The organism is Micromonospora sp. CNZ322 (assembly GCF_007827755.1).
In genome coordinates this window covers 162,113-184,306 of record NZ_VITD01000015.1, presented here as the reverse complement: position 1 = coordinate 184,306, position 22,194 = coordinate 162,113, and the positions used below count along the sequence as shown (strand labels likewise).

The 22,194-nt window shown below is 71.2% G+C and carries 23 protein-coding genes; 7 read left to right on the top strand and 16 right to left on the bottom strand.

Features of this window, described 5'->3' with window-relative positions; genetic code table 11:
- Nucleotides 1–264 precede the first annotated feature (264 nt).
- The 7 genes from FB453_RS28270 to pdxH form a co-directional block, all read right to left on the bottom strand.
- The gene (locus FB453_RS28270; protein ID WP_145795129.1) at nucleotides 265–1,110 is read right to left on the bottom strand and encodes a DUF4230 domain-containing protein; all 846 of its coding nucleotides are present in this window, start codon (nucleotides 1,108–1,110) and stop codon (nucleotides 265–267) included.
- Nucleotides 1,111–1,209: 99 nt separating this feature from the next.
- Nucleotides 1,210–2,373, bottom strand: coding sequence for an acyl-CoA dehydrogenase family protein (locus FB453_RS28265; protein ID WP_145795127.1), 1,164 nt, complete (start codon nucleotides 2,371–2,373; stop codon nucleotides 1,210–1,212).
- A gap of 44 nt (nucleotides 2,374–2,417) precedes the next feature.
- Nucleotides 2,418–2,723 (bottom strand): type II toxin-antitoxin system VapB family antitoxin, encoded by a 306-nt coding sequence (locus FB453_RS28260; RefSeq protein ID WP_030329612.1) that lies wholly within the window; start codon nucleotides 2,721–2,723, stop codon nucleotides 2,418–2,420.
- 187 nt (nucleotides 2,724–2,910) lie between these two features.
- Entirely contained in the window at nucleotides 2,911–3,513 is a 603-nt protein-coding gene (locus tag FB453_RS28255) for a nitroreductase family protein (protein ID WP_091395235.1), read from the bottom strand.
- On the bottom strand, nucleotides 3,513–4,442 hold the full coding sequence (locus FB453_RS28250) for an aldose 1-epimerase family protein (RefSeq protein WP_145795126.1): 930 nt from the start codon (nucleotides 4,440–4,442) through the stop codon (nucleotides 3,513–3,515). The genes FB453_RS28255 and FB453_RS28250 overlap by 1 nt, the downstream gene beginning before the upstream one ends.
- 18 nt (nucleotides 4,443–4,460) lie before the next feature.
- Nucleotides 4,461–5,759, bottom strand: coding sequence for an MFS transporter (locus tag FB453_RS28245; RefSeq protein WP_145795124.1), 1,299 nt, complete (start codon nucleotides 5,757–5,759; stop codon nucleotides 4,461–4,463).
- Nucleotides 5,756–6,385 carry a pyridoxamine 5'-phosphate oxidase gene (pdxH, locus tag FB453_RS28240; protein ID WP_145795147.1) on the bottom strand — a complete coding sequence of 210 codons (630 nt, stop codon included), beginning with the start codon at nucleotides 6,383–6,385 and terminating at the stop codon, nucleotides 5,756–5,758. Before pdxH ends, FB453_RS28245 begins: the two co-directional genes overlap by 4 nt.
- Nucleotides 6,386–6,663: 278 nt before the next feature.
- On the opposite strand from pdxH, the gene FB453_RS28235 reads away from it, so the two are divergent.
- The 3 genes from FB453_RS28235 (at nucleotide 6,664) to sepH (ending at nucleotide 10,357) form a co-directional block, all read left to right on the top strand.
- On the top strand, nucleotides 6,664–7,770 hold the full coding sequence (locus FB453_RS28235; RefSeq protein ID WP_091395245.1) for a citrate synthase 2: 1,107 nt from the start codon (nucleotides 6,664–6,666) through the stop codon (nucleotides 7,768–7,770).
- 196 nt (nucleotides 7,771–7,966) lie between these two features.
- A complete protein-coding gene (gene serC, locus FB453_RS28230) occupies nucleotides 7,967–9,094 on the top strand; it encodes a phosphoserine transaminase (protein WP_145795122.1) in 1,128 nt (375 codons plus the stop codon).
- A gap of 186 nt (nucleotides 9,095–9,280) precedes the next feature.
- Nucleotides 9,281–10,357, top strand: coding sequence for a septation protein SepH (gene sepH / locus FB453_RS28225; protein WP_145795119.1), 1,077 nt, complete (start codon nucleotides 9,281–9,283; stop codon nucleotides 10,355–10,357).
- Between the two features lie 50 nt (nucleotides 10,358–10,407).
- Here sepH and FB453_RS28220 read toward each other — a convergent pair whose 3' ends face one another.
- Together FB453_RS28220 and FB453_RS28215 are read right to left on the bottom strand one after the other, a co-directional pair.
- Nucleotides 10,408–11,238, bottom strand: a complete 831-nt coding sequence (locus FB453_RS28220) for an alpha/beta fold hydrolase (RefSeq protein ID WP_145795117.1) — start codon at nucleotides 11,236–11,238, stop codon at nucleotides 10,408–10,410.
- 15 nt (nucleotides 11,239–11,253) lie between these two features.
- On the bottom strand, nucleotides 11,254–11,919 hold the full coding sequence (locus FB453_RS28215; protein ID WP_145795115.1) for a DUF4097 family beta strand repeat-containing protein: 666 nt from the start codon (nucleotides 11,917–11,919) through the stop codon (nucleotides 11,254–11,256).
- 238 nt (nucleotides 11,920–12,157) lie between these two features.
- On the opposite strand from FB453_RS28215, the gene FB453_RS28210 reads away from it, so the two are divergent.
- Complete coding sequence (locus FB453_RS28210; RefSeq protein ID WP_145795112.1) at nucleotides 12,158–12,925, top strand: helix-turn-helix domain-containing protein; 768 nt, start codon at nucleotides 12,158–12,160, stop codon at nucleotides 12,923–12,925.
- On the opposite strand, the gene thpR is transcribed toward FB453_RS28210, so the two are convergent.
- The 5 genes from thpR to FB453_RS28185 all read right to left on the bottom strand — a co-directional run bounded on the left by thpR (nucleotide 12,895) and on the right by FB453_RS28185 (nucleotide 17,494).
- On the bottom strand, nucleotides 12,895–13,476 hold the full coding sequence (gene thpR, locus FB453_RS28205) for an RNA 2',3'-cyclic phosphodiesterase (protein WP_145795109.1): 582 nt from the start codon (nucleotides 13,474–13,476) through the stop codon (nucleotides 12,895–12,897). The genes FB453_RS28210 and thpR overlap by 31 nt on opposite strands.
- Before the next feature lie 13 nt (nucleotides 13,477–13,489).
- Nucleotides 13,490–13,999 (bottom strand): hypothetical protein, encoded by a 510-nt coding sequence (locus FB453_RS28200; protein WP_112581824.1) that lies wholly within the window; start codon nucleotides 13,997–13,999, stop codon nucleotides 13,490–13,492.
- Between the two features lie 96 nt (nucleotides 14,000–14,095).
- Nucleotides 14,096–15,379 carry an MFS transporter gene (locus FB453_RS28195; RefSeq protein ID WP_091395267.1) on the bottom strand — a complete coding sequence of 428 codons (1,284 nt, stop codon included), beginning with the start codon at nucleotides 15,377–15,379 and terminating at the stop codon, nucleotides 14,096–14,098.
- Between the two features lie 72 nt (nucleotides 15,380–15,451).
- Nucleotides 15,452–15,901, bottom strand: a complete 450-nt coding sequence (locus FB453_RS28190; protein WP_030486369.1) for a MarR family winged helix-turn-helix transcriptional regulator — start codon at nucleotides 15,899–15,901, stop codon at nucleotides 15,452–15,454.
- Nucleotides 15,902–16,015: 114 nt separating this feature from the next.
- Complete coding sequence (locus tag FB453_RS28185; RefSeq protein ID WP_145795107.1) at nucleotides 16,016–17,494, bottom strand: NCS2 family permease; 1,479 nt, start codon at nucleotides 17,492–17,494, stop codon at nucleotides 16,016–16,018.
- An 88-nt stretch (nucleotides 17,495–17,582) separates the two neighbouring features.
- Between FB453_RS28185 and FB453_RS28180 the strand changes: the two genes are divergently transcribed.
- On the top strand, nucleotides 17,583–17,828 hold the full coding sequence (locus tag FB453_RS28180; protein ID WP_091395273.1) for a DUF2530 domain-containing protein: 246 nt from the start codon (nucleotides 17,583–17,585) through the stop codon (nucleotides 17,826–17,828).
- A 36-nt stretch (nucleotides 17,829–17,864) separates the two neighbouring features.
- On the opposite strand, the gene FB453_RS28175 is transcribed toward FB453_RS28180, so the two are convergent.
- On the bottom strand, nucleotides 17,865–18,704 hold the full coding sequence (locus FB453_RS28175) for a DUF3027 domain-containing protein (RefSeq protein WP_112581830.1): 840 nt from the start codon (nucleotides 18,702–18,704) through the stop codon (nucleotides 17,865–17,867).
- A gap of 88 nt (nucleotides 18,705–18,792) precedes the next feature.
- On the opposite strand from FB453_RS28175, the gene FB453_RS28170 reads away from it, so the two are divergent.
- Together FB453_RS28170 and FB453_RS28165 are read left to right on the top strand one after the other, a co-directional pair.
- On the top strand, nucleotides 18,793–20,394 hold the full coding sequence (locus tag FB453_RS28170; RefSeq protein ID WP_145795105.1) for an MFS transporter: 1,602 nt from the start codon (nucleotides 18,793–18,795) through the stop codon (nucleotides 20,392–20,394).
- Entirely contained in the window at nucleotides 20,391–21,041 is a 651-nt protein-coding gene (locus FB453_RS28165) for a futalosine hydrolase (protein ID WP_112725243.1), read from the top strand. The genes FB453_RS28170 and FB453_RS28165 overlap by 4 nt, the downstream gene beginning before the upstream one ends.
- Before the next feature lie 28 nt (nucleotides 21,042–21,069).
- On the opposite strand, the gene FB453_RS28160 is transcribed toward FB453_RS28165, so the two are convergent.
- The gene (locus FB453_RS28160; protein WP_486480500.1) at nucleotides 21,070–21,939 is read right to left on the bottom strand and encodes a helix-turn-helix domain-containing protein; all 870 of its coding nucleotides are present in this window, start codon (nucleotides 21,937–21,939) and stop codon (nucleotides 21,070–21,072) included.
- Between the last annotated feature and the right edge of the window lie 255 nt (nucleotides 21,940–22,194).

Genomic DNA, 22,194 nt, shown 5'->3' with positions numbered 1-22,194 from the left:
ATGCCAGGCACCATCTACCAGCACACCCAAGATCCCTACCAACTGACACATGTATCGGGACTTCAACACTGACAGATGTCATGGGACTGAATAGTCACGCGCTGACGGAAACTGTCCAAGATTGCTCGTATCGCGGCCACACCGACACCTCAAATCGGGCAGATCGGTGGCCGGAGACCGGCTTGGGGCCGCAGGCCCCCGTGGGGCACGGAAGCGCCCGCTCCGACGAGAGTCGGGGCGGGCGCTTCCGTGTACGGGGGCAGGTCAGGGGGCTATGTAGGTGACCGTGATCTGCTGGTAGCCGAGGGAGCGGAGCAGCCCCTCCAGCATCTTGCGGGTGTTCTCCTCGGCTCGGGCGGAGAGCCCGCTGTCCCGGGCGGCGGCGGTGATCCGGTCCTCGGCGAGCTGGTAGACCTGCTGCTGCCGGTTGGGGTCGTTGCCGACCAGGTCACCGAGTCGGTTGAGCAGACCGCGCTCCTCGGCGAAGACGTAGCTCTTCTCCATGTCGAGGTTGGTCTCGCCGAGCTGCGGCGCGGGCAGCTTGATCTCGACGGACTTGCCGTCGGCGGACTGGACGACGGCACCCTCACCGATCTTGGTGAAGTCGACGTACGCCTCGACGCTGCCGGCCCCGACGAACAGGGTGCGTTCGTTGAGCAGGAAGTCCGGAACGTTGCGCCGGTCGTTCTGCGTGTCGACCACGACCTGGAAGTTGCCCTCCGCCGCCACGTAGCGGCTGAGGTCCTGGATCGACTTCAGCAGCGGTGGCTGACTGCGGTCGGTCTGCTCCTTGGCGAACGGGTTGCGGAACTCCGGCAGGATGCCGGTCGCCTGAATGCCGAGCAGGACGACCACGGCCAGCGCGGCGGCGCCGAGCAGCAGGAGCAGACCTCGGGCCGCCCCACCGCCACCACCACCGCCGGGGCCGTCGCCACCGCCCGTCGGGCCACCGGGGCCAGCAGGCCCACCGGGACCGGCCGGCTCACCGGGGCCACCCGGCGTATCCGTGGTCCAGTCGGGTGTCGCGGTCGACCGCGCCTTGAGATCGTCACCGGTCGGGTAACCGGGGAACTCTCTCGTGGGCTCGTTGCTGCCAGCGTCGCGGGCCATCACGCTCACCGTCCTCGTCAGACACGTCGTCTGTCAATGACGGTACGGCCCCGATACGACAGGCGCGCGGCGAGCGCCAGGAAGCGACAAACGAGCAGGTCAGGCGAACGCGGAGAGCCCAGTGAGCCGCTGCCCGATGACCAGTTGGTGGATCTCGGAGGTGCCCTCGTAGGTCAGCACGCTCTCCAGGTTGTTGGCGTGCCGCATCACCGGGTACTCACCGGAGACGCCGTTGGCGCCGAGGATGGTGCGGCACTGCCGGGCGATGGCCAGGGCCTCCCGCACGTTGTTCAGCTTGCCCACGCTGACCTGCTCGGGTCGCAACCGCCGGGCGTCGGCGAGCCGGCCCAGGTGCAGCGCGAGCAGTTGCCCCTTCACCAACTCGACGGCCATGTCGGCGAGCTTCGCCTGGGTGAGCTGAAAGCCGGCCAGTGGGCGACCGAACTGGGTGCGGCTGCTCGCGTACGCCAGGGTGGTTTCCAGGCAGTCGCGGGCCGCGCCGACCGCGCCCCAGACGATGCCGTAGCGGGCCTCGGTGAGGCAGCTCAGCGGCGCCTTGAGCCCGACCGCCTCGGGCAGTTGGGCGTCGGCCGGGAGCCGGACGTCGTCGAGCACGATCTCGCCGGTCACCGACGCGCGCAGCGACATCTTGCGGCGGATCTCCCGGGCCGTGACGCCGGGAGTGTCCATGGGCACGGCGAAACCCCGCACGCCCTCGTCGGTGCGCGCCCAGATCACCGCGACGTCCGCGATCGGGGCGTTCGTGATCCACATCTTCCCGCCGGTGAGCACCCAGTCGTCGCCGTCGCGGCGGGCCCGGGTGGACATCGAGGCGGGGTCGGAGCCGTGATCCGGCTCGGTCAGGCCGAAGCAGCCGATCGCCTCACCGGTGGCCATCGACGGGAGCCACCGTTGCTTCTGCTCCTCGCTGCCGTAGCGCCAGATGGCGTACATGGCGAGCGATCCCTGCACGGAGACCAGGGAGCGGAGGCCGGAGTCGCCGGCTTCCAGCTCCTGGCAGGCCAGCCCGTAGGCGACCGCGGAGGCGCCGGCGCAGCCGTAGCCGGTCAGGTGCATGCCGAGCAGGCCGAGCTTGCCGAACTCGCGGGCCAGTTCCCGGGCGGGCACCTTGCCGTCCTCGTACCAGTCGGCGACGTGGGGTCGCACCCGGTCGTCGACGAGTTGGCGGACGACGTCACGGATCTGCCGCTCCTCCTCGCTGAGCGACGGGTCCAGGTCGAGCAGGTCCAGCGCAGCGGTCATGGACGCCACCCTAACGAAGGTTCAGCGCGGGAAAGAAGGGCTCGTCACTCGATGGGCTCGGAGAGCACCAGCACCCGCGCGTGGATCTGGTTGCGCTGCTGGAGGGCGGCGCGCAGCGCCCGGTGCAGCCCGTCCTCCAGGTAAAGCCCGCCGTTCCACTGCACCACGTGCGGAAAGAGGTCACCGTAGAAGGTGGAATCCTCGGCGAGGAGCTTGTCCAGCGCCAACTCGCGCTTGGTGGTGATCATCTGATCCAGGCGCAGTGGCCTCGGCGGGATCTCCGCCCACTGCTTGAGCGTCAGATTGTGCTCCGGATAGGGACGCCCGTCCCGGACCGCTCTGAAGATCACGACGGCACGCTCCCCTCCCCGTGGCCGGGCCGACCGACGGCGCCGAGCCGGGCCGCGGCGGGCACCGCGCGGCCCGGCACCGATGACCGTGCCAGCCTAGCCGCCCAGCGCACGCTACGTTCTGCTCCCTGATGTCAGTTTCGCTACCGCTCGTCCGATCCTCAACCGGACGAACGGGACGTCGGCGTCAGTTCCACCGGCCGCGCCGCACGACCTCGTCCATCGGGCGACGTCCACGGCGCAAAGATGGTGACCGATGGTCGGCCGCGCGGTAACCGATTGTGACGGCGCCGATGGGTTGGTACTCCGCCGGCACGCCGAACGCGTCCCGGTACGCGGCGAGCCGCTGCGGCGGAATGCCGAAGAAGCACGCCCCCAGCCCCTCGTCCACAGCGGTGAGCAGCATCAGCAACGCCGCGAATCCGGCGTCCACGTGCCAGTACGGCACCGGCCAGCGGTCCGTGGACTGATCCGTCCAGCCCTTGTCCGGCTCCGCGTACCGCCGCAGGTAGGCCGACTCGTTGGCGTGCGGCACCACGATCAGGGGTGCCCGGCGCATGCCCGCGAGCCAGCGCTCCCGCCCACCGCCATCGGGGGTGGTGGCGGCCCAGAACCGGTCCCGATCGGCCAGTTCCTCCAACACCAGGAAGCCCCAGCCCTGGGCGAAGCCGGCCGACGGCGCGCGGACCGCGTGGTCGAGCAACCGGTCCACCACGTCGGGCGGGACCGGGCGGTCCGGGTCGTAGTTGCGCACCATCCGCCGTCGGCGGACGACCTCGGCGAACTCCATCAGGCGCCGGGGCGGATGCCCCAGGCACCTCGCCAGGTAGTGCCGGGCTTGAGGGTGAGCAGGTCCTTACCCGACCGGAACGCATCCGGTGGGCAGGTCATCGGCTCGATCGCCACCGAGCGGCGGTGCCGCTCACCGGTGAGGGCGTCCCCGGTGAACACCTGCCACCAGCCGAACTCGGCGTCCGCCCAGATGCTGACCCCGGCCGAACCGTCCGGAGCGGCGAGGCTCACCGAGGAACCGCCGTCGGCGTCCCGAATCACGTCGCCGAAGCAGGAGTCCAGCACGGCCCCGCCGATCCGGCGGGGGCTGGTCCAGTCGTACTCGGTGCCGGCCACCGGGGTCACCCCCACCGGCAGCAGCCGACCGTCCACCAGCACCCGGCTCCGGGTGGGCAGCCGCAGCACCAGGTCGTCCACCGCGACACCCGGCAGTTGCAGGTACGGGTGCACGGAAAAGCCGAACGGGGCCAGCTCCCCGCCGATGTTTGTCACCTCGTGCTCGGCGCGCAGCCCGTCGGCGTCGACGCTCCACCGGCTGCGCAGCCGCAGCGGCCACTGGTAGCCGGGCTGCGGCGGCAGGTCGTAGCCGACCGTCACGGCGTCCGCCGACTGCTCCAGCAACTGCCACGGCACCCAGTTGACCAGCCCGTGGATGGCCACGTGCCGCTCCGGCTCGGTCAGTGCGAGCTGGTGCGTCCGCCCGTCGAACGAGTAGCGACCATCGCGGATCCGGTTCGGCCAGGGTGCCAGCACCTGCCCCGTGCAACCGGGGCAGACCTCGTCGGTCTGGTACCCGTCGAGCAGGTCGACACCGTCGTGCCGGTACGTCCGGAGCCCACCGCCGACCTCCACGATGACGGCCTCGTGGCCGGCGGCGGAGATGGTCCACTGGGCGCCGGAGAACGGGCGCGGATCGGGGCTTTCCATGCCGGCGACCCTAACCGGTCAGGTCCGGTTGTCGCTCGACGCCGTCGCCGCCCGGTAACGCAGCAGCGCCGGGAACGCGACAGCGAGCACCACCACGAGCACGGCGGAGGCGAGCCCACCGGCCACCCAGGCCACCCCACCACCGAACCCGGCGGCCATGGTGCCGGCCCGCAGATCACCCAGGCGTGGGCCACCCGCCACCACCACCGTGTTCACGCCCTGGAGTCGGCCGCGCATCCGGTCCGGTGCGTAGACCAGCAGCATCGACTGACGCAGCACCGCGCTGATCAGGTCGGCCGCGCCGGCCACGGCGAGCAGCACGACCATCAGCCAGAGCTGGTGCGCCAACCCGGCCGCGGCGATCGCCAGGCCCCAGCCGACCACCGCGAGCACCAGGCCGAGCCCCTGCCGGCGGAGCCGACCGATCCAGCCGGAGGTCAACCCACCGATCATCGAGCCGATCGCGATGGCGCTGTAGAGCAGACCGACCGCGCCACCGCCACCGAAGCGCTCGTGCGCGATCTCCGGAAAGAGGGCCCGTGGCATGGCGAGGATCATCGCGATCAGGTCCACCCCGAAGGACAGCAGCAGAACCGGGGTGGTGGCCAGGTAGCGGAACCCGTCGACGACACTGGCCAGACCGGCACGCCGGGCCTGGCCGTCGGCGGTGGGCTCGGGCGGGAGCGAGGGCAGCCGCAGCGCGGCCCAGAGCATCGCGGTGAACAACACAGCGTCCAGCCCGTAGGCGATCGGCAGGACCACAGTGGTGTCCGGCGAGGCGGCGAGGATCAGGCCGGCGGCGAGCGGGCCGGCGACCGAGGCGGCGGTGAAGGTCGTGTAGTTCAGCGTGGTGGCGGACGCCACCAGGTCTTCCGGCACCAGCCGGGGCAGCATGGCGCTGCGGGCCGGCGAGCTGATCGCGAAGGCCACCGACTGCAACGCCATCAATGCCAGCAGCAGCACCGGGCTGCGCACGTCCAGCACCGCCTGGAGCAGCAGCCCGAGAGTGGATGCCCAGAGCAACAATGAGCCGCCGAGCAGCACCGCACGCCGGTCACGGGCGTCGGCGATCGCGCCGCCCCAGAGCCCGAAGACCAGCAACGGTACGAAGGCAGCCACGCCCAGCAGGCCCACCCAGAACGAGTCCCGGGTCAGGGCGTACATCTCCACCGGCACCGCGACGGCGGTGAACTGGAAGCCGAACATCGCCACTGTGTTGCCGAGCCAGAGCCGGCGGTACGCCGGAACCCGCAGCGGGCGCACGTCGATCGCCCAGCGGCGCGCGGCGCGCGGCCGGGTTTCCCGCACACCCGTCACGGCGCCAACCGCTCGACGATCCAGCCACCCTCGTCGAGGCGACGGAAGCGGAGCCGGTCGTGCAACCGGCCGGCCCGGCCCTGCCAGAACTCCACCGACTCGGGTTGGACCCGCAGCCCGCCCCAGTGCGACGGGGTCGGGATCTCGGCCTGGTCGGCGAACCGCTCGGCCGCCTCCTGGTACCGCTGCTCCAGCGCCGCCCGACCCGACACCACCTGGGACTGGGGGCTGGCCCAGGCACCCAGTTGGGAGCCGCGCGGCCGGCTGGCGAAGTACGCCTCGCTCGTGGCGCGGTCGACGTGCGCGACCCGCCCGGCGACCACCACCTGACGCTGCATGGGAAACCACGGAAAGACCAGGCTGGCGTACGGGTTGGTGGTCGCCTCGACGCCCTTGCGCGAGAGGTGGTTGGTGAAGAAGACGAAGCCCTCCGGGTCGTACCCCTTCAGCAGCACCGTCCGCCCGCTCGGCCGGCCGGCCGAGTCGGCGGTGCCCACCACCATGGCGTTCGGTTCGGACAGCCCGAAGGCCACCGCGTCGGCGAACCAGCGGTCGAACTGGGTGTGCCAGTCGACGGCCAGGTCAGCCTCGGTCAGGCCCAGGTCCGCGGCGTACTCGTTACGCATCGCGGCCGGGGCGGGTGTGTCGCCCGTCACGTCCCCACTCCTTCTCGGGGGCCCCACCAGCACCCTCCCGCGCTGACCAGCCCGCCCTGCCCAGTCTCACTGAGCCGGACGGAGAATGCGCGTCCGGGGATGTCGCGTGCAGCACAGTCGCAGCGGGTCGCGTATCCCTTACTCAGCAGGCAGTATGTTGCGAACACATCCCTGAGGGTCGCCTAAGGCGCTCGGCCGATCGGGCCGGATGAGCGATCGGGCGCACCGACCAGATCCAGGAGAGCGACATGGCCGATTTCAAACCCGGGCTGGAGGGCGTCGTCGCCTTCGAGACCGAGATCGCCGAACCTGACCGTGAGGGCGGTGCGCTGCGCTATCGCGGAGTCGACATCGAGGATCTGATCGGCCAGGTGTCGTTCGGCAACGTGTGGGCACTGCTGGTCGACGGCCGGTTCGGGCCGGGCCTGCCGCCGGCGGAGCCGTTCCCGGTGCCGGTGCACTCCGGTGACATCCGCGTCGACGTGCAGTCCGCGGTCGCCATGCTGGCCCCGTACTGGGGTCTCAACCAACTGCTGGACATCTCCGACGAGCAGGCCCGTGAGGATCTCGCCCGGGTCTCGGTGACCGCGCTCTCCTTCGTCGCCCAGTCCGCTCGCGGCCTCGGCCTGCCGGCGGTGCCGCAGAAGGAGATCGACAAGGCGCAGACCATCGTCGAGCGGTTCATGAAGCGCTGGCGCGGCGAGCCCGACCCGCGGCACGTCAAGGCCGTCGACGCCTACTTCATCTCGGCAGCCGAGCACGGCCTGAACGCGTCCACCTTCACCGCTCGCATCGTCGCCTCCACCGGGGCGGACGCGGCTGCCTGCATCTCGTCGGGCATCGGCGCCCTCTCCGGCCCGCTGCACGGCGGCGCCCCGTCCCGGGTGCTCAGCATGCTGGAGGCGGTGGAGCGCAGCGGCGACGCCGAGGGCTACGTCAAGGGCGTCCTCGACCGCGGCGAGCGGTTGATGGGCTTCGGCCACCGCGTCTACCGTGCCGAGGACCCGCGCGCCCGAGTGCTCCGGCGTACGGCCAAGGAGCTGGGCGCGCCGCGCTTCGAGATCGCCGAGGCGCTGGAGAAGGCCGCCCTCGCCGAGCTTCAGGCCCGCCGCCCCGACCGGGTGCTGGCCACCAACGTCGAGTTCTGGTCGGCCGTCGTGCTCGACTTCGCCGAGGTGCCGGCGCACATGTTCACCTCGATGTTCACCTGCGCACGGATGGGTGGCTGGAGCGCCCACATCCTGGAGCAGAAGCGCCTGCAGCGGCTGGTCCGCCCGTCCGCCCGTTACATGGGCCCGGAGACCCGCAAGCCGTCCGACGTCGAGGGCTGGGCGGCCATCCCGCACGGCGTCTGAGCTGGTAGAGAAGGGCCCCTCCTCGACGCCGGACGTCGACGAGGGGCCCTTCTCGTCGGTTACCGGAGCCGACTGTGGCGAAGGACTCAGACCGACCGCCGGGACCCAGCCCATCGCCGTCCGGCCCGGGTGCGAGGATGGGGGCCGGCAGTGTCGCCGGGCCCGCCCTCGCCCTTGCGGAAGGATCTTCAAGACCGTGGCTGACGCACCGATCATCCGGATTCCCGATGAGATCAAGCCCGCCGATGGACGCTTCGGCTGCGGCCCGTCCAAGGTCCGCCCGGCGGCGGTGTCCGCTCTCGCCGAGGTCGCGACCACCTACCTCGGCACCTCGCACCGGCAGAAGACGGTCCGTGACCAGGTGGCCCGGCTGCGCTCCGGCATCGCCGAGTTCTTCTCGCTGCCCGAGGGCTACGAGGTGATCATCGGCAACGGTGGCACCACCGCGTTCTGGGAGGTCGCCACCTTCGGCCTGATTCGCGACCGGGCCCAGTTCGCCAGCTTCGGCGAGTTCGGCGCCAAATTCGCCAAGTCGGTCAAGGACGCCCCGTTCCTCGGTGAGCCGACCGTCCGCAAGGCCGACGCGGGCAGCGCGCCGACCCTGGTCGCCGAGTCCGGCGTGGACGCGTACGCGACGCCGCAGAACGAGACCTCGACCGGTGTGGCCGTCCCGATCAGCCGGGTGGCCGGTGCCGACGAGGGCGCGCTGCTGCTGGTCGACGCGACCTCCGGCGCGGGTGGCCTGGAGGTCAACGTCGGTGAGACCGACGTCTACTACTTCGCCCCGCAGAAGTGCTTCGGCTCCGACGGCGGTCTCTGGCTGGCCCTGATGTCCCCGGCCGCACTGGACCGGGCCGCTGAGATCAAGGCGTCCGGGCGCTACATCCCCGCCTTCCTCGACCTGGTCACCGCGATCGACAACTCGCGGCTGGAGCAGACCTACAACACCCCGGCGCTGGCCACCATCTTCCTGGCCGCCGAGCAGACCGACTGGATGAACGCGCAGGGCGGCCTGTCCTGGGCGGCGAAGCGCACCGCCGAGAGCGCCGCCGCGGTCTACGGCTGGGCCGAGCGGTCCAGCGTGGCCACCCCGTTCGTCACCGACCCGGCGCTGCGCTCCAACGTGGTCGCCACCATCGACTTCGCCGACGGGGTGGACGCCACGGCGATCGCCAAGGCGCTGCGCGCCAACGGCATCGTGGACACCGAGCCCTACCGCAAGCTCGGTCGCAACCAGCTGCGGGTGGCGCTGTTCCCGGCCGTCGAGCCGGCCGATGTCGAGGCGCTCACCGCGTCCATCGACTACGTGGTCGAGCGACTCTGACGTTCGGTCACGGTCGGTGTCCGTTGGGGCCTCCACGGACACCGACCGTGATCATCGCCGCAGCTCAGTCACGACATGCGGGGTGTCGCTTCCCCCACCCCGAGGCAGATGCGCGTACGGTGGTCCGAGACGCCTGGGTGGCCGACTCGTGGCGTGCGGTCAGCGAAGCGGGACGGAGGCAACGCTATGCGCCCAGTACGCTTCGTCGCCCTCTCCGAGGACGGCCAGGCTCTGGTGCTCGCCGACGAGGTGGGGCGACTCCTCGCCCTGCCGATCGACGAACGCATCGCCGGCGTGATGCACCCCGAGCCGGGTGCCCCGCCGCTCGCGGTGGCACCGAGCACCGTCGATCCGATTCCCTCACTGTCTCCTCGGGACATCCAGGCCCGCATCCGCTCCGGTGAGTCCGCCGAGGATGTCGCCCGCATCGCCGGGGTGCCGGTCGACCGGGTGCTGCGCTACGCCGGCCCGGTGCTCCAGGAGCGGGCGATGCTCGCCCAGCACGCCCGCCGCACCCGCCTCAAGGGCGCGGAGAAGCCCACCCCGCTCGCCGAGGTGGTCAACGGCCGGCTGAGCCAGCACGGCATCGACACCGAGAAGATCTCCTGGGACGCGTACCGGCGCGACGACGGCACCTGGCGGATCATCGCCACCTGGCCGTCGGGCAAGGCCACCGCCCAGGCCATCTGGGACATGGACAAGGCCCGGCAGGTGGTCACGCCGCACGACGACATGGCGCAGTACCTGTGCGCCGAGCGGCCCACGCCGATCCTCGGCCAGGAGCCGGCACCGGAGCGGACCGGGCACGCCCTGCCCGGTCCGTCGCGTGGCGAGCCGAGCCGTGGCGGGCACGGGTTGCCGGCGGCGTCCGAGCACCCGCGTCCTGGCCGTGATCCGATCCGGGCTGGCCGTGACGCGCTGCTCGCCTCACTGGACCGCCCGCTCGGCGGCTCGTCGGGCCGTGGCCTTGAGCCGCGCACCCCGGCTGCCTTGGCCGGGTCGGACGCACCTCGGCAACGGCCCGTCGGCGGGGGTGCCGCCGCACTGCTCGGCGGCGGCCAGGGGTCGGCCTTCGACGACGACTCGGACGCGCCCAAGGAGGTGCCGGCCGTGCCGTCGCTGGCGGTGCTGCGGCCCCGTAGGACGGCCGCCGCGGCAGCCTCCGGCGAGTCCACCGACGCCAACGGCAAGCCGCGTAAGCGGTTGCCGAGCTGGGACGACGTGCTCTTCGGCAGCGGCCCGGCCGCCCGCGAGTCTTCCTGACGCTTCGCGTTGACGGGTGACTGTCGCCCGTCAACGCGAGCGTTCGGACCTCACCGGATGTCTCCGACCCCTTCGCGATGAGGGGCGGCGACCCCGCGTACGGCCTCGGCGACGGCGAGGAAGTCCTTCTTGAGGATCGCACCGTGGTTGCTGGCGACCTTCGCCCCGATGGTGATGTGCGGGTTGCGGGCGGTCACCGCGTCGAGGCTGGCGCGGATCTGCTCCTGTTCGTCGCCGCGACTGCCGAGGGACGTTCCCGAGGCGACCACGTACCGCACCGGGACGCTGATGGCGTCCAGCACCGGGCCCAGTTCGCGCTCGCGGGAGAGTTCGCCGAGTTCGATGTTGCTGTCCGCCATCTGGTCGGCATTCATCCGCGGGGTCAGGCCGGTCGGGCGGAGCAGCGGCATGAAAAGGTTCATCCGTCGGAACATCTTGCGGATCCGTTGCGCCATGGCCTCGTCGAGCCAGTCGTGCGGGAACGCGCCGTCGACCAGGACCGCGCCCAGGGCACGCTCCGGGTTCCGGTTGGCCCAGTGCGCCCCGACCACCGCTCCGTAGGACCAGCCCACCAGCACCGCCTGGGCCACCCCCCGGGCGGCGAGCACGGCGTCGACGTCCCGGACGGCCGCTTCGAACGAGTAGTCGGCTGAGCGCTTCGACTTCCTGCCGCGAGCCCGCTCGTCGTAGGTGATGTGCCGGAATTCGGTGCCCAGTTCGGCGATGACCCGCCGCCAGTAGCCCTGGGTGGCGAACTGGCCGTTGAGGTAGACCACTGGGATGCCGGGGCCGCCGGTGTCGGTGACGGCCAGGGCCGTGTCGTCGACCGGCACCATGCCGGTCCACGCCGAACTGGTCGAGGACATGCTGTTGTTCGTCATCTCGATTCGTCCTTTTCAGAGGCTGCGGGCGTTGATGTCGCCATGCAGGGTGCTGGCGTGGATGTCGAGTTCGACGGTGCCGTCGTTCTTGAGGGCGTTGCTGACGCGGCCGTGGCCGGTGCCGGCGTCCAGGGCGGCCGAGACGCCGGCCGCCGCCGCGACCGAGATGTCGCCGGACTGGGTACGGAGGACGACAGTGCCGCGCATGGCCTCGGCGACAGTGATGTCACCCCGGGCGGTGCTGATCTCGGCGGGGCCGTTGAGCCGGCCGACCTCGACGTCGCCGTCGATCGCGCTGAGGCGAACACTCGCTGCCTCGTCAATCTTGATTTTCCGGTACGCCCCGTCGAAGGCGACGTCGCCGAGGCGGCCGACGCCCCGAAGTTCGGCGCTGGCGGCCCTGGCCTCGAGGTGGGAGCCGGCGGGCACCCGGACGGTGACCTCCAGGGAGCCGGAGGGGCCGAAGAGCTTGTTGATGGGACGTGCGGTAGTGATTCGCAGGACACCGTCGGCGTAGGTGACAGTGGTCTGCTCGGCGGCCCTCGTGTCGCTGCTCTTGGCGGGGTCGGCCGGGAGGACCTCGACGGTGGTGTCGGCGCGGTCCGCGGCGATGAGTTGGATGCGTCCGGCGGGGATGTCCAGGACGGCGGAGATAGGGGCGGGTGTGTCGAACGTCTGCATCGTGCTCTCCCAGGTTGCTGCGTGTTTCCGGGGCAGGAAACGCTACGTTGCTTTCCAATTTTTGCAACTGTCTCGTTGCAGCGAAGCGACGTTCTAGCTGTTCAGAATTGTGCAATCGTTGCAACGACCCCGGATCTAATGCAACGTTCTTGCCGCCGCCGTTGCATTGGTGTGTGGGTTAACGCTATGGTGGCGGGGTCGGGGGCCGCCGCCCTACGGGACCACGAGGGAGATCGCGATGCCGGGAGGCAGGCTCACCCAGCAGGAACGCCAGCAGATCGCGCTGGGGCTGGCCGACAGCCTCCCCTACGCCGAGATCGCCCGACGCCTCGACCGTCCCACCTCGACGGTCACGCGCGAGGTGATGCGCAACGGCGGCCCCACCGGCTACCGCGCCGATCTGGCCCACCACGCGACCGAGCGCCGCGCCCACCGGCGCAGGCCCGCCCCTTCCCGAGGCGCCGAGACAGCCCCCCGACCAGAAGGACGCGACGCCCAGGCCGTGGCCGACTACGAGGAGGCGTTCACCACCGTCCTCATGGCCTCCGGTCTGAACAAGATGGCTGCCCGAGTGTTGACCAACCTGTTCCTCACCGACTCGGGCAGCCTCACCGCCTCTGAGCTCGCCCGGCGCCTCCAGGTCAGCCCGGCGTCGATCTCCAAGGCGATCACCTTCCTAGAGAGCCAGAGCCTCGTCCGCCGCGAACGCGACGAACGCCGCCGCGACCGCTACGTCGTCGACGACGAGCTCTTCTACCAGGCGACGATCGCCAGTGCTCGGGCCAACGACCACCTCGTCGCTATCGCACGCCAGGGTGTCGCTCTCCTCGGCGCGCACACCCCCGCCGCCGCCCGACTGGAGAACATCGCCCGCTTCCTCGACTTCATCAGCGAGAGCATCACCCGAGCTGCCGAACAGGCCCGCGAGGTTCTCCGCACCGGGCCTTCCACAGCGACCAGCCACGTGCCGCCGGGTCACAGCGACCAGGCGGCAATCCGCTCGTAGCGCGGTCGGCCCCCGCCGAGGTGGCTGCGCATCAGCAGCAGCTCCGACGCCGGCCACGATGGCCCTTCGTACCCGTCCAGGCTGGCCCGGTCGGCCTCGACGTCGGCCGGGTCCATCCGGTCGCCGGGCCGGGCGACGGTCAGGTGGGGCCGAAACGGCTTCTCGTCGCACGGCAGCCGGCCGTGGCTCAGCCGGGACCGAATCAGCCCAGCCAGCACGTGCAACGCCTCGATCTCCCCGCGCAGGTCCACCCACAGCACCGTGGATCGGCCGCGGCCGAACCGGCCACCGCCGCCGAGACTCAACCGGGGTGCGGCACCCCGGCCGTCCCGGAACCGCTCGGCGGCCAAGCCGAGCGCACTCTCCACCTCGACCAGCCGGTCAGACTCGACGGCGCCGAGGAACGCCACTGTGAGGTGCAGGTCGGCCGGGTCGGCGAGCCGGACGTTGACGCCAGCGGCGGTCGCCGCCGCGACGCGCAGACGGGCGACCCGTACGCCAAGGTGATTGACCGCCTCGACGGACGGGCGGACCGCGACGAAGAGTCGCACAGCGTGCGGCCGCTCAGCGGTGCCGCTGCCGAAGCCCAGCCCGCGCCGCCGGAAGGGCCAGCCCGGCGGCGTGCAGCACGCCCTCCACCCGGACCCGCTCGATCTCCTGATCGACGCCCTCCAGCTCGGCGAGGTGCTCGGCGATCCCGAGGGCGCGGCAGGCGAGACGAAGCCGGTCGTCGTACGCCTGGAGCAGCGCACTGTGCCAGACCATCGATCGACCGCCGCCGCCGATCCGCTGACCGCCGAGGCGGCGCAAATCGGCGGCGAGCTGCTCCAGCGGCCGGCGGTCCACGCTGTCGAACTCGCTGAGGTCGATGTCCCGAGTCAGCGCGTCGGCTTCGATCGCCCGGTCGAGACGGGCGATCGTGCGCTTCTCCCGCCGGCGGTCACGCCACTCGGACCAGCCGCAGACCACCCGGTCGACAATCTCGTCGTAGCAGAAGATCAGGGCGAATGCCGCCGGCAGCGTGGCCACGGCGAGGAACGCCAGGGCCAGCATCAGCGCGCGTCCGACTCCCACATATCGACGCTAAGCCCCACCGTGCCACCCCGCCACCGGTTTCGCCGCATCCGCGCGATTCGCGCAACCGGACGCGGCCTGCGCCGGTGGTAAACCTCAGCAGTCGGTGGAGGTGACGTAGAAACGGGGCATCGGTAGCACCCGGAAACGCAGCCGGGCACCGGAGTGGCGGAGCTGCCAGGTGAGCGCGACCACCGCGGCGGCCAGCGAGATGAGCCCGCCCATCCAGATGCTGGCACCGGCACCGTAGTGCTCCGCGACCCAGCCGATCAGCGGCGCGCCGACCGGGTTGGTTCCCAGGAACACCAGCACCCACAGGGCCATCACCCGTCCCCGGAAAGCCGCGTCGACGCCCATCTGGATCCGCTGGTTGGCGGCCTGGGCGAAGAAGACCATGCAGAAGCCGGTCGGCACCAGCAGCGCCACGACCAGCCAGTACGCCGTGGAGAGGCCGACCAGGGTGCCGAAGCTGGCGCAGGCGATCGCCGCGCCGAGCACCAGCCACACCGACGGACGGCTACGGCGGCCGGTGCCGCTGAGCGCGCCGCCGAGCGCGCCAACGGCCAGCGCCGTGCTGAACAGGCCGAAGGAGGCGGCGCCGGTGTGGAAGACCGTCTTCGCCAACGCGGCCAGGGTGAGCTGGAAGTTGAACAGCGACATGCCGATCACCGACATGATCGCCATCGGCAGCAGCAGGTCGGGGCGGCGCCACACGTACCGCAGCCCGTCGACGACCCGGGCGGACGCCCGCTCGTCGCGGGGCAGCAGGGCGTCGCGGTGCAGCTCGGTCGTCCGCATCCGGACCACGTTGACCAGGGGCGCGACCGAACTGAGGGCGGTGAAGAGGAAGACCGGGCCCACGTCGAACGCGGCGATGGCCAGGCCGGCGACGGCCGGGCCGACGATCCGGGCGGAGTTGAACACGGCGGCGTTCAGCGACAGCGCGTTGGGCAGCAGCGGCGTGCCGACCAGTTCGGAGACGAACGCCTGCCGGACCGGGGTCTCCACCGCGTTCGCAGTGCCGAGCAGGGCGGCGAAGGCGAAGACGTGCCAGAGCTGCACCAGGTCGGTGAGGACCAGCACCGCCATGCCGAGCGCCAGCAGGCTCCAGAAGGCGTTGGCGGCGAAGAGCAGCACCCGCTTGTCGTACCGGTCGGCGAGTCGGCCGGAGAGCAGGGTGAGCAGGAGCACCGGGGTGAACTGGCAGGCGGTGACCACGCCGAGCGCGGTCGCCGAGTTGTTGGAGAGCTCGAGGACGAGCCAGTCCTGGGCGATGAACATCATCCAGACGCCGATCAACTTGATCAGCTGCCCGGATGCGAAGAGGCGGTAGTTGCGGACCTGTAGGGACTGGAACATCGTGCTCAGCTTCGCCTGCACTCTTGGTGCGCCTCCTCCGGACGTACGCGTCATCGACACGTGACGGCACGGACCAGGTGGCGCGGGTGCGGCTCAGGCGCGAGCGAGCTGCTGAAGAATCTCGGCGGCCCTCTGCAGGGTCTCCCGTTCGTCCTCGTCGAGTGCGGCCAGCCGGTGGGCGAGCCACTCGTCGCGGGCCCGCTCGAACTGGTCGAGCACGGCCTGCCCTCCTTCGGTCGCCGCGAGGATGACCTGCCGCCCGTCGGTCGGATGGGGTGTCCGCCGCACGAGGCCGCGGTCCTCCAACTTCCCGACGATCTTGGTCATCGTCGGCGGCTGCACCCGCTCCACGTCGGCCAGCTCACGGGGTGTCATCGCGCCCGCCAGCCGCAGGCTGGTGAGCGCGGAGACCTGGGTGACCGTGAGGTCGCCGACCGGTCGGGCCTGTCGGACCCGTCGGTTGAGTCGGGTGATCGCATCACGCAGCTGGGGAGCCAGCTGCGCCGGTGGCACGCGTTCCGCCGTCACCGTCCGCTCCGTCACAGTAGTTAGCTTAACTAATGAGCCTGGCTAACGACATCCGTTATGACCAGGCTCACGAGGGGATTCAGATGGTACGGGCGGGGAATCCTGATCGACTCCCCGCCCGGACGTGCCTCAGAGCACCAGGGACTCGATCGGCCCACGCAGGAAGTACAGCACGAACAGCGCGGCCACCCCGTACAGCAACGGGTGGATCTCCCGGGCCTTGCCCCGCGCCAGCTTGACCACCACGAAGGTGATCAGACCAGCGCCGATCCCGTTGGAGATCGAGTAGGTGAACGGCATCAACACGATGGTGAGGAACGCCGGAATGGCGATCTCGTAGTCGGACCAGTCGATCGTCCGCACCGCTGTCATCATCAGGAACCCGACCACCACCAGGGCCGTCGACGCCGCCTCGAACGGCACGATCACGACCAGCGGCGCCAGGAACATCGCGAGCAGGAAGAGCGCGCCGGTGACCAGGTTGGCCACGCCGGTCCGGGCGCCCTCCGCGACACCGGCGGCGCTCTCGATGTACGACGTGTTGCTGGAGGTGCTGGCCGCACCACCGGCCGCCGCCGCGATCGAGTCGACCAGCAGGATCTCCTTGGCCTTCGGCGGGGTGCCCTGCTCGTCGAGCAGGCCGCCCTCCTGACCGACCGCGACCATCGTGCCCATGGTGTCGAAGAAGTCCGTGATCAACAGCGTGAAGATGAACATCAGCACGACCAGCCAACCGGCCCGGCCCCACGAGTCCAGCACGTTGAACTTTCCGAGCAGCGACAGGTCCGGCAGGTCGACCACCGACTTCGGCAGCTCCGGCACGTTCAGCGACCAGCCCTTCGGGTTGGGCTGACCGTTGACGAACGACGGGCCGATGTTGCCGATCGCCTCCACGATCACCGCCAGCACCGTCGAGGCGAGAATGCCGATCAGGATCGCGCCCTTCACCCGACGGACCACCAGCACCAGCGTGATCAGCAGACCCACCACGAAGACCAGCATCGGCCAGCTCACCAGCTTGCCGCCGATGCCCAGGCCGATCGGAACCGTGGTGTTGGCATCATCCGGGATGCGCCGGACGAAGCCGGCGTCCACCAGGCCGATGATGGTCAGGAACAGACCGATGCCGACGCCGATCGCGCTCTTCATCTGGGTCGGCACCGAGCGGAACACAGCGGTCCGCAGACCGGTCAGCACCAGCACCGCGATGATCAGACCCTCGATCACCACCAGGCCCATCGCGTCGGCCCAGGTCATCTCGGGGGCGATCTCGTACGCCACCAGGGCGTTGACACCCAGACCGGCGGCGAGCGCCAGCGGGAACCGGCCGACCACGCCCATCAGGATGGTCATCAGGCCGGCGACCAGCGCGGTCGCGGCAGCCAGTGCGGGAATCGGGAGGCTCTTGCCGTCACCGTCGACGGCGCCGCCCAGAATCAGCGGGTTGAGCACCACGATGTACGCCATCGTGAAGAAGGTCGCCAGGCCACCGCGTACCTCACGGCTCAACGTCGAGCCACGGGCGGAGATCTCGAAGAAACGGTCGAAACCGTTACGCGGATGAGCGGGGTTGGGAGGTGTGCCGTTCTCGGGCGGCGCTACGGCCATCAGGTCCTCGCAGGTGATCTTCCAGTTGTCGCGCGCATCGTCCCAGATCGTCGGTGGGCAGGGGAAGTAGATCCAGTACGCTTGCCGAATGCCGAACGAGCAGCCACCGCGGCCCGCACCACTGGATCCGCCGATGGTGCCGTTCGCCCTCGCCGGGTTGATCGCGTGGGCGGTGGCCGGGCTGGTCCTGCTGATCTTCTTCCGGGGCTGGCTGACCGACCACGGTCACCAGAACTGGCTCTGGACCTGCCTCGCCGGTTTCCTGTGGGGTTTCCCGGGCCTCGCCGTGATGATGCGGCACGACGCCAACCGACGACGCCGCCGCGCGAGGTGAGCTGGCCGCCGCGCCGGAGCACTCCGGCGCGGACGATCAGGAGTGCCCGTACGGCTCCGCCGGCTCAGCGGCCTCCACCGAGCCCGGAGCCCGGCTGACCGACATGGCCTCCACAGCGCTGTCGTCGTACACCGTGGGCAGCTCGTCGACAGCGGTCTCGGCCGCCTCGATCAACGTCTCGGAGTGCGCGCCGCACCCGTGATCGGCGCTGACCACCCGGCCGTCGTCGGGGGCGTAGAAGTTGCCGCACGCCCCGAAGGCCTGCCGCATCGCACCGGCCAGCGGCAGGTAGAAGCCGCAGGTGCCGCAGCGGGCGGCAGACGGTGCGGCGGTCGAGATGGCCGCGGCGGGGCCGTGGTCACCTTCGTACCAGCGCTGCGCCGTGTCGATGCGGCCTTCCCGGGAGAGCACGCGGGCGCGCCCGAGGCCCAGCTCCCACGCTGTCTCCTCGACAGCCGGGTCGTCGGAGAGCAGGTAACCGGGGACCAGTCGATCGTCGTCGGGCGAGGTCGGGAGCAGGTCGCCCGGGCCCAGGTCGCCCGGCTTGAGCCGCTCCTGCCAGGGCAGCCAACCGGGCGCGAGCAGCGCGTCCGGGCCGGGCAGCAACACCGTCTCGCAGATGGTCACCGTCTTGCTGCGCGGCACCCGGGTGACGGTGACCGCCCACCGCCAGCCGTTGTAGCCGGCGAGGCGACATTCGAAGTAGTGGGTGACCAGCCGATCACCCTCGGCCACGACCTGCAGGTGGTCGCCGACATCGTCGGCGTCCACCTCGGTGATGCCGGCGCGGGCCACCTCGACGGCGGCGGCGCAGACCTGGTCGAGACGGGCGGCACGGGTGGAGGCGGGCCTGGTCACCCGACCATTGTTCCCCATGCGCCTCGCAGGGGTGACAGGGACTCCCGGGGAACCTTTCCCAGCGGTGGTGCGGCGTACCCGGATCAGATGGGCGAGGATGGTGCACATGCCGTCGTACTCCCGCTCCGGGCGTTCCGTCCTCGGGCGGACCGTCGGCACCGGCATTCGCGCCGTCCGTCTGCTGTTTCGCGGTTCGGTGGGCAGCGGCCGCTGGGTGACCCGCCGGGCCGGGCGGGCCCGGGCCCGGGGTGCCGGCGGCGAGGTCGGCATGGTTCGCCTGTTCGACCTGCACGCGCTCTCCTGTGCCGGCGACACCCTGATCGCCATCGGTCTGGCCGGCACGATCTTCTTCAACGTGCCGCTCGGCGAGGCCCGCAGCAAGGTCGCGCTCTACCTGCTGGTGACCATGGTGCCGTTCGCGATGCTCGCCCCGGTGGTGGGCCCGCTGCTGGATCACTTCCGGCACGGCCGGCGGTACGCCCTGGCCGCGACGATGCTCGGCCGCGCCTTTCTGGCCTGGTTGATCTCCGACTACATCCACGGCTTCGGGCTCTACCCGGCCGCGTTCGGGGTGCTCGCGCTCTCGCGGGCGTACGGCGTGGCCCGCTCCGCGGCGGTGCCCCGGTTGCTGCCGGAGGGGCTCGGCCTGTCCCAGGTGGGTGCCCGGGCCAGCGTCTACGGCACTGTCGCGGGTGCGCTGGTGGCCCCGATCGGGTTGGCCGCGTTCTGGTTCGGGCCGCAGTGGCCGTTGAGGGTCGCGTCCTTGATCTTCCTGGTCGGCATGGTGATCTCGTTGCGGCTGCCGCCGAAGGCCGACTCGGAGCCACCGGAGCGCGTCCCCCGGCCACTGCGCGCGCTGGGCCGCCGCCGTGGCGACCGGCCGCTGGGTCGGGGCCGACCGTCCGGCCGGCTGGTGATCGCCACCCTGGTCGGCGCCGCGACGCTACGCGCGCTCTACGGCTTCCTGCTGCTCTTCCTCGCCTTCGCGATCAAGAAGGGCGACCTGACCACTGTGGTGTTCGGCCGGGATCTGGGCGCCGAGTGGGCGTTGGGCGTCGTCGGCGGTGCGCTCGCGGTAGGCACCTTCCTGGCCACCGCCATCGGCACCCGACTGCGCATCCACCGGCCGACCGCCATCCAGTCCAGCAGCATGATCATCGTGGCCGGGGTGGCGGTGCTCGCCGTCATCCAGTTCTCGTTGCTGATGGTCGCCCTGCTCTGCCTGGTCGCCGCGCTGGCCAGCGGGGTAGCGAAGCTGGCGGTGGACGCCTCGATCCAGGAGCGCATCCCGGAACGGTTGCGGGCCAGCTCCTTCGCCCACTCCGAGACGGTGCTGATGCTCGCCTTCGTCGCTGGCGGCGGGCTCGGGCTGGTGCCGTTCGATGGTCGGATGGGCATCGCCGTGGCCGCCGGGGTCGGCGTGCTGGCCGCGACCCGGGGTGTGCTGGCCGCCGCCCGGCTGCGCGGCGAGAAGCTGGCTGGCCGACCGCTCGGTGACGACGAGCTGACCGAGGACGAGCCGGCGGACGAACCCGGGGACCCCACACCAACCTCACCGGCGCCGGCCCAGACCAGCTCACCGCAGTACGACGACCCGAGCCCCGCCCCGCCGGGCTACCACATCTACCGCCCGTCGTCGGCCGTTGGCGGCCCGGGTGGCGGGGTCGACGACGAAACCCGCCGCGAGTCCCCCGGCTCACTCTCGTGACCGGTCTGCTGGTGGTGACGGCGGTTCCAGCCGAGGCGGACGCGGTCCGCGCCGGGCTGACCGACCCCACCGTGACCGTCACCCCGATCGGTGTGGGCCCGGCGGTCGCCGGTGCCGCCACCGCCCGGCTGTTGGCGCTGGCCGAGGCTGCTGGCCGCCCGTACCGTGCGGTCGTCAGCGCCGGCGTGGCCGGCGGCTTCACCGGGCGGGCCGAGGTCGGCGACACGGTGCTCGGCACCGCCAGCATCGCTGCGGACCTGGGCGCAGAGTCGCCCGACGGCTTCATCCCGGTCGACGAGCTGGGCATGCCGCCCGCGCTGCTCGGTGCGGGCAGCAGGGTGCCGGCGGACCCGGGTCTGCTGGCGGCACTGCGAGCCGCCCTCCCGACGGCCACTGCCGGCCCGGTGCTCACGGTCAGCACCGTCACCGGCGCCACGGCCAGCACCGACGAGCTGCGCCGGAGGCATCCGGAAGCGGTCGCCGAAGCCATGGAGGGGTACGGCGTGGCGGTCGCCGCGGCGCAGGCCGGGGTGCCGTTCGCCGAACTGCGCACCATCTCCAACCCGATCGGCCCCCGCGATCGGGACGCCTGGCGGCTACGCGAAGCCCTGGCCGCCCTGACCGCAGCAGCCCCAGCACTGCGCTGACCCGGCACTGCGCTGACCCGGACGATGTTCAGAAGAAGTAGCGTTTGTCCGGGTGGCCCAGGCGCAGTGCGGCCGGGCGGCGTCCCTCGATCTCGAAGCCGCACGCCCGCAGCAGGTCGGTGCCGGGTCCCTCGGCGATAGCGGCCGCGTCGTCGATGCCCGCCTCGCGCATCCCGGTCACCAGCGCGGTGACCAGCCGACGCCCGAGCCCCAACCGCCGGTACCGGGCGTCGACAAGCACGCCGTCGAGCACCATCTCCCGCTCCGGCATGTTCGGATACCACTCCCCGAACTCCAGGAACGGGCTCCGCTCATGGGCCCGCAGCTCACCGACCAGCGTGCCGTCGGGAAGCTCGGCGACGTATCGCCAACAGGTGGCCGGCAGGTCATCACTGATCACGCGGCGCACCTGCGCAGTCCGCCGGACCTCGGCAGCCCACCGCCGGTTGTCGCGATAGCGCCGGTTCAGCTCGTACGCAGCCGGTGGCAGCGGGAGCGGATACCGCTCGGGCGGCAACCGGTACCACTCCGCCCACCAGGCACCGGGCCAGTCCCGAGGCTCGTGCACCGGCCAGACGTCCAGGTGAGCCGGGTATCGGCGGCCCGCCTCGTCCCGCATGTCGTCGTGCGGAACCGGCGTGGGTTCGGTGACGCCGGAGACGGATGGTGAGACGCCAACGGCCAACGTCCCACCCGCCGCCTGGACGAGGCGTTCCACTGTCCGGAATCGGGGATCGAGCGCCCGCCCCGACTCGATCCGGGCAAGCGTCGGCTGCGGTACGCCGGATTTCTCGGCCAACTGCCGCTGGCTCAGATCGGCCCGCCGACGCAGCGCGCGGAGCGTCTGCCCGAGGTCGGCTCCGCCGGCCTCGTCGGTGTGGTCACTCACCTCGGTCACAGGCCGATGGTCCCGGCCGGTCAGCGAGCTATCAACACCCTGCGCCAACCTGTGGATAACGCTGTGGACAACCCCGACGACCGGTGGACGACCTAACTCCCGCGACCCCCTTTGGAGCTGACTCGTTTGCGGCATCACCACCCTCTCGGGGCCCCCGGGCAAGATCCCCCGCCCTCGGCCCGACCCTGGGCCTGCGTCCGGCCCCGGCCCGGCCCTGGGCCTGGGTCCGGGGCCGGCCTGGGCCTGGGCCCGGGG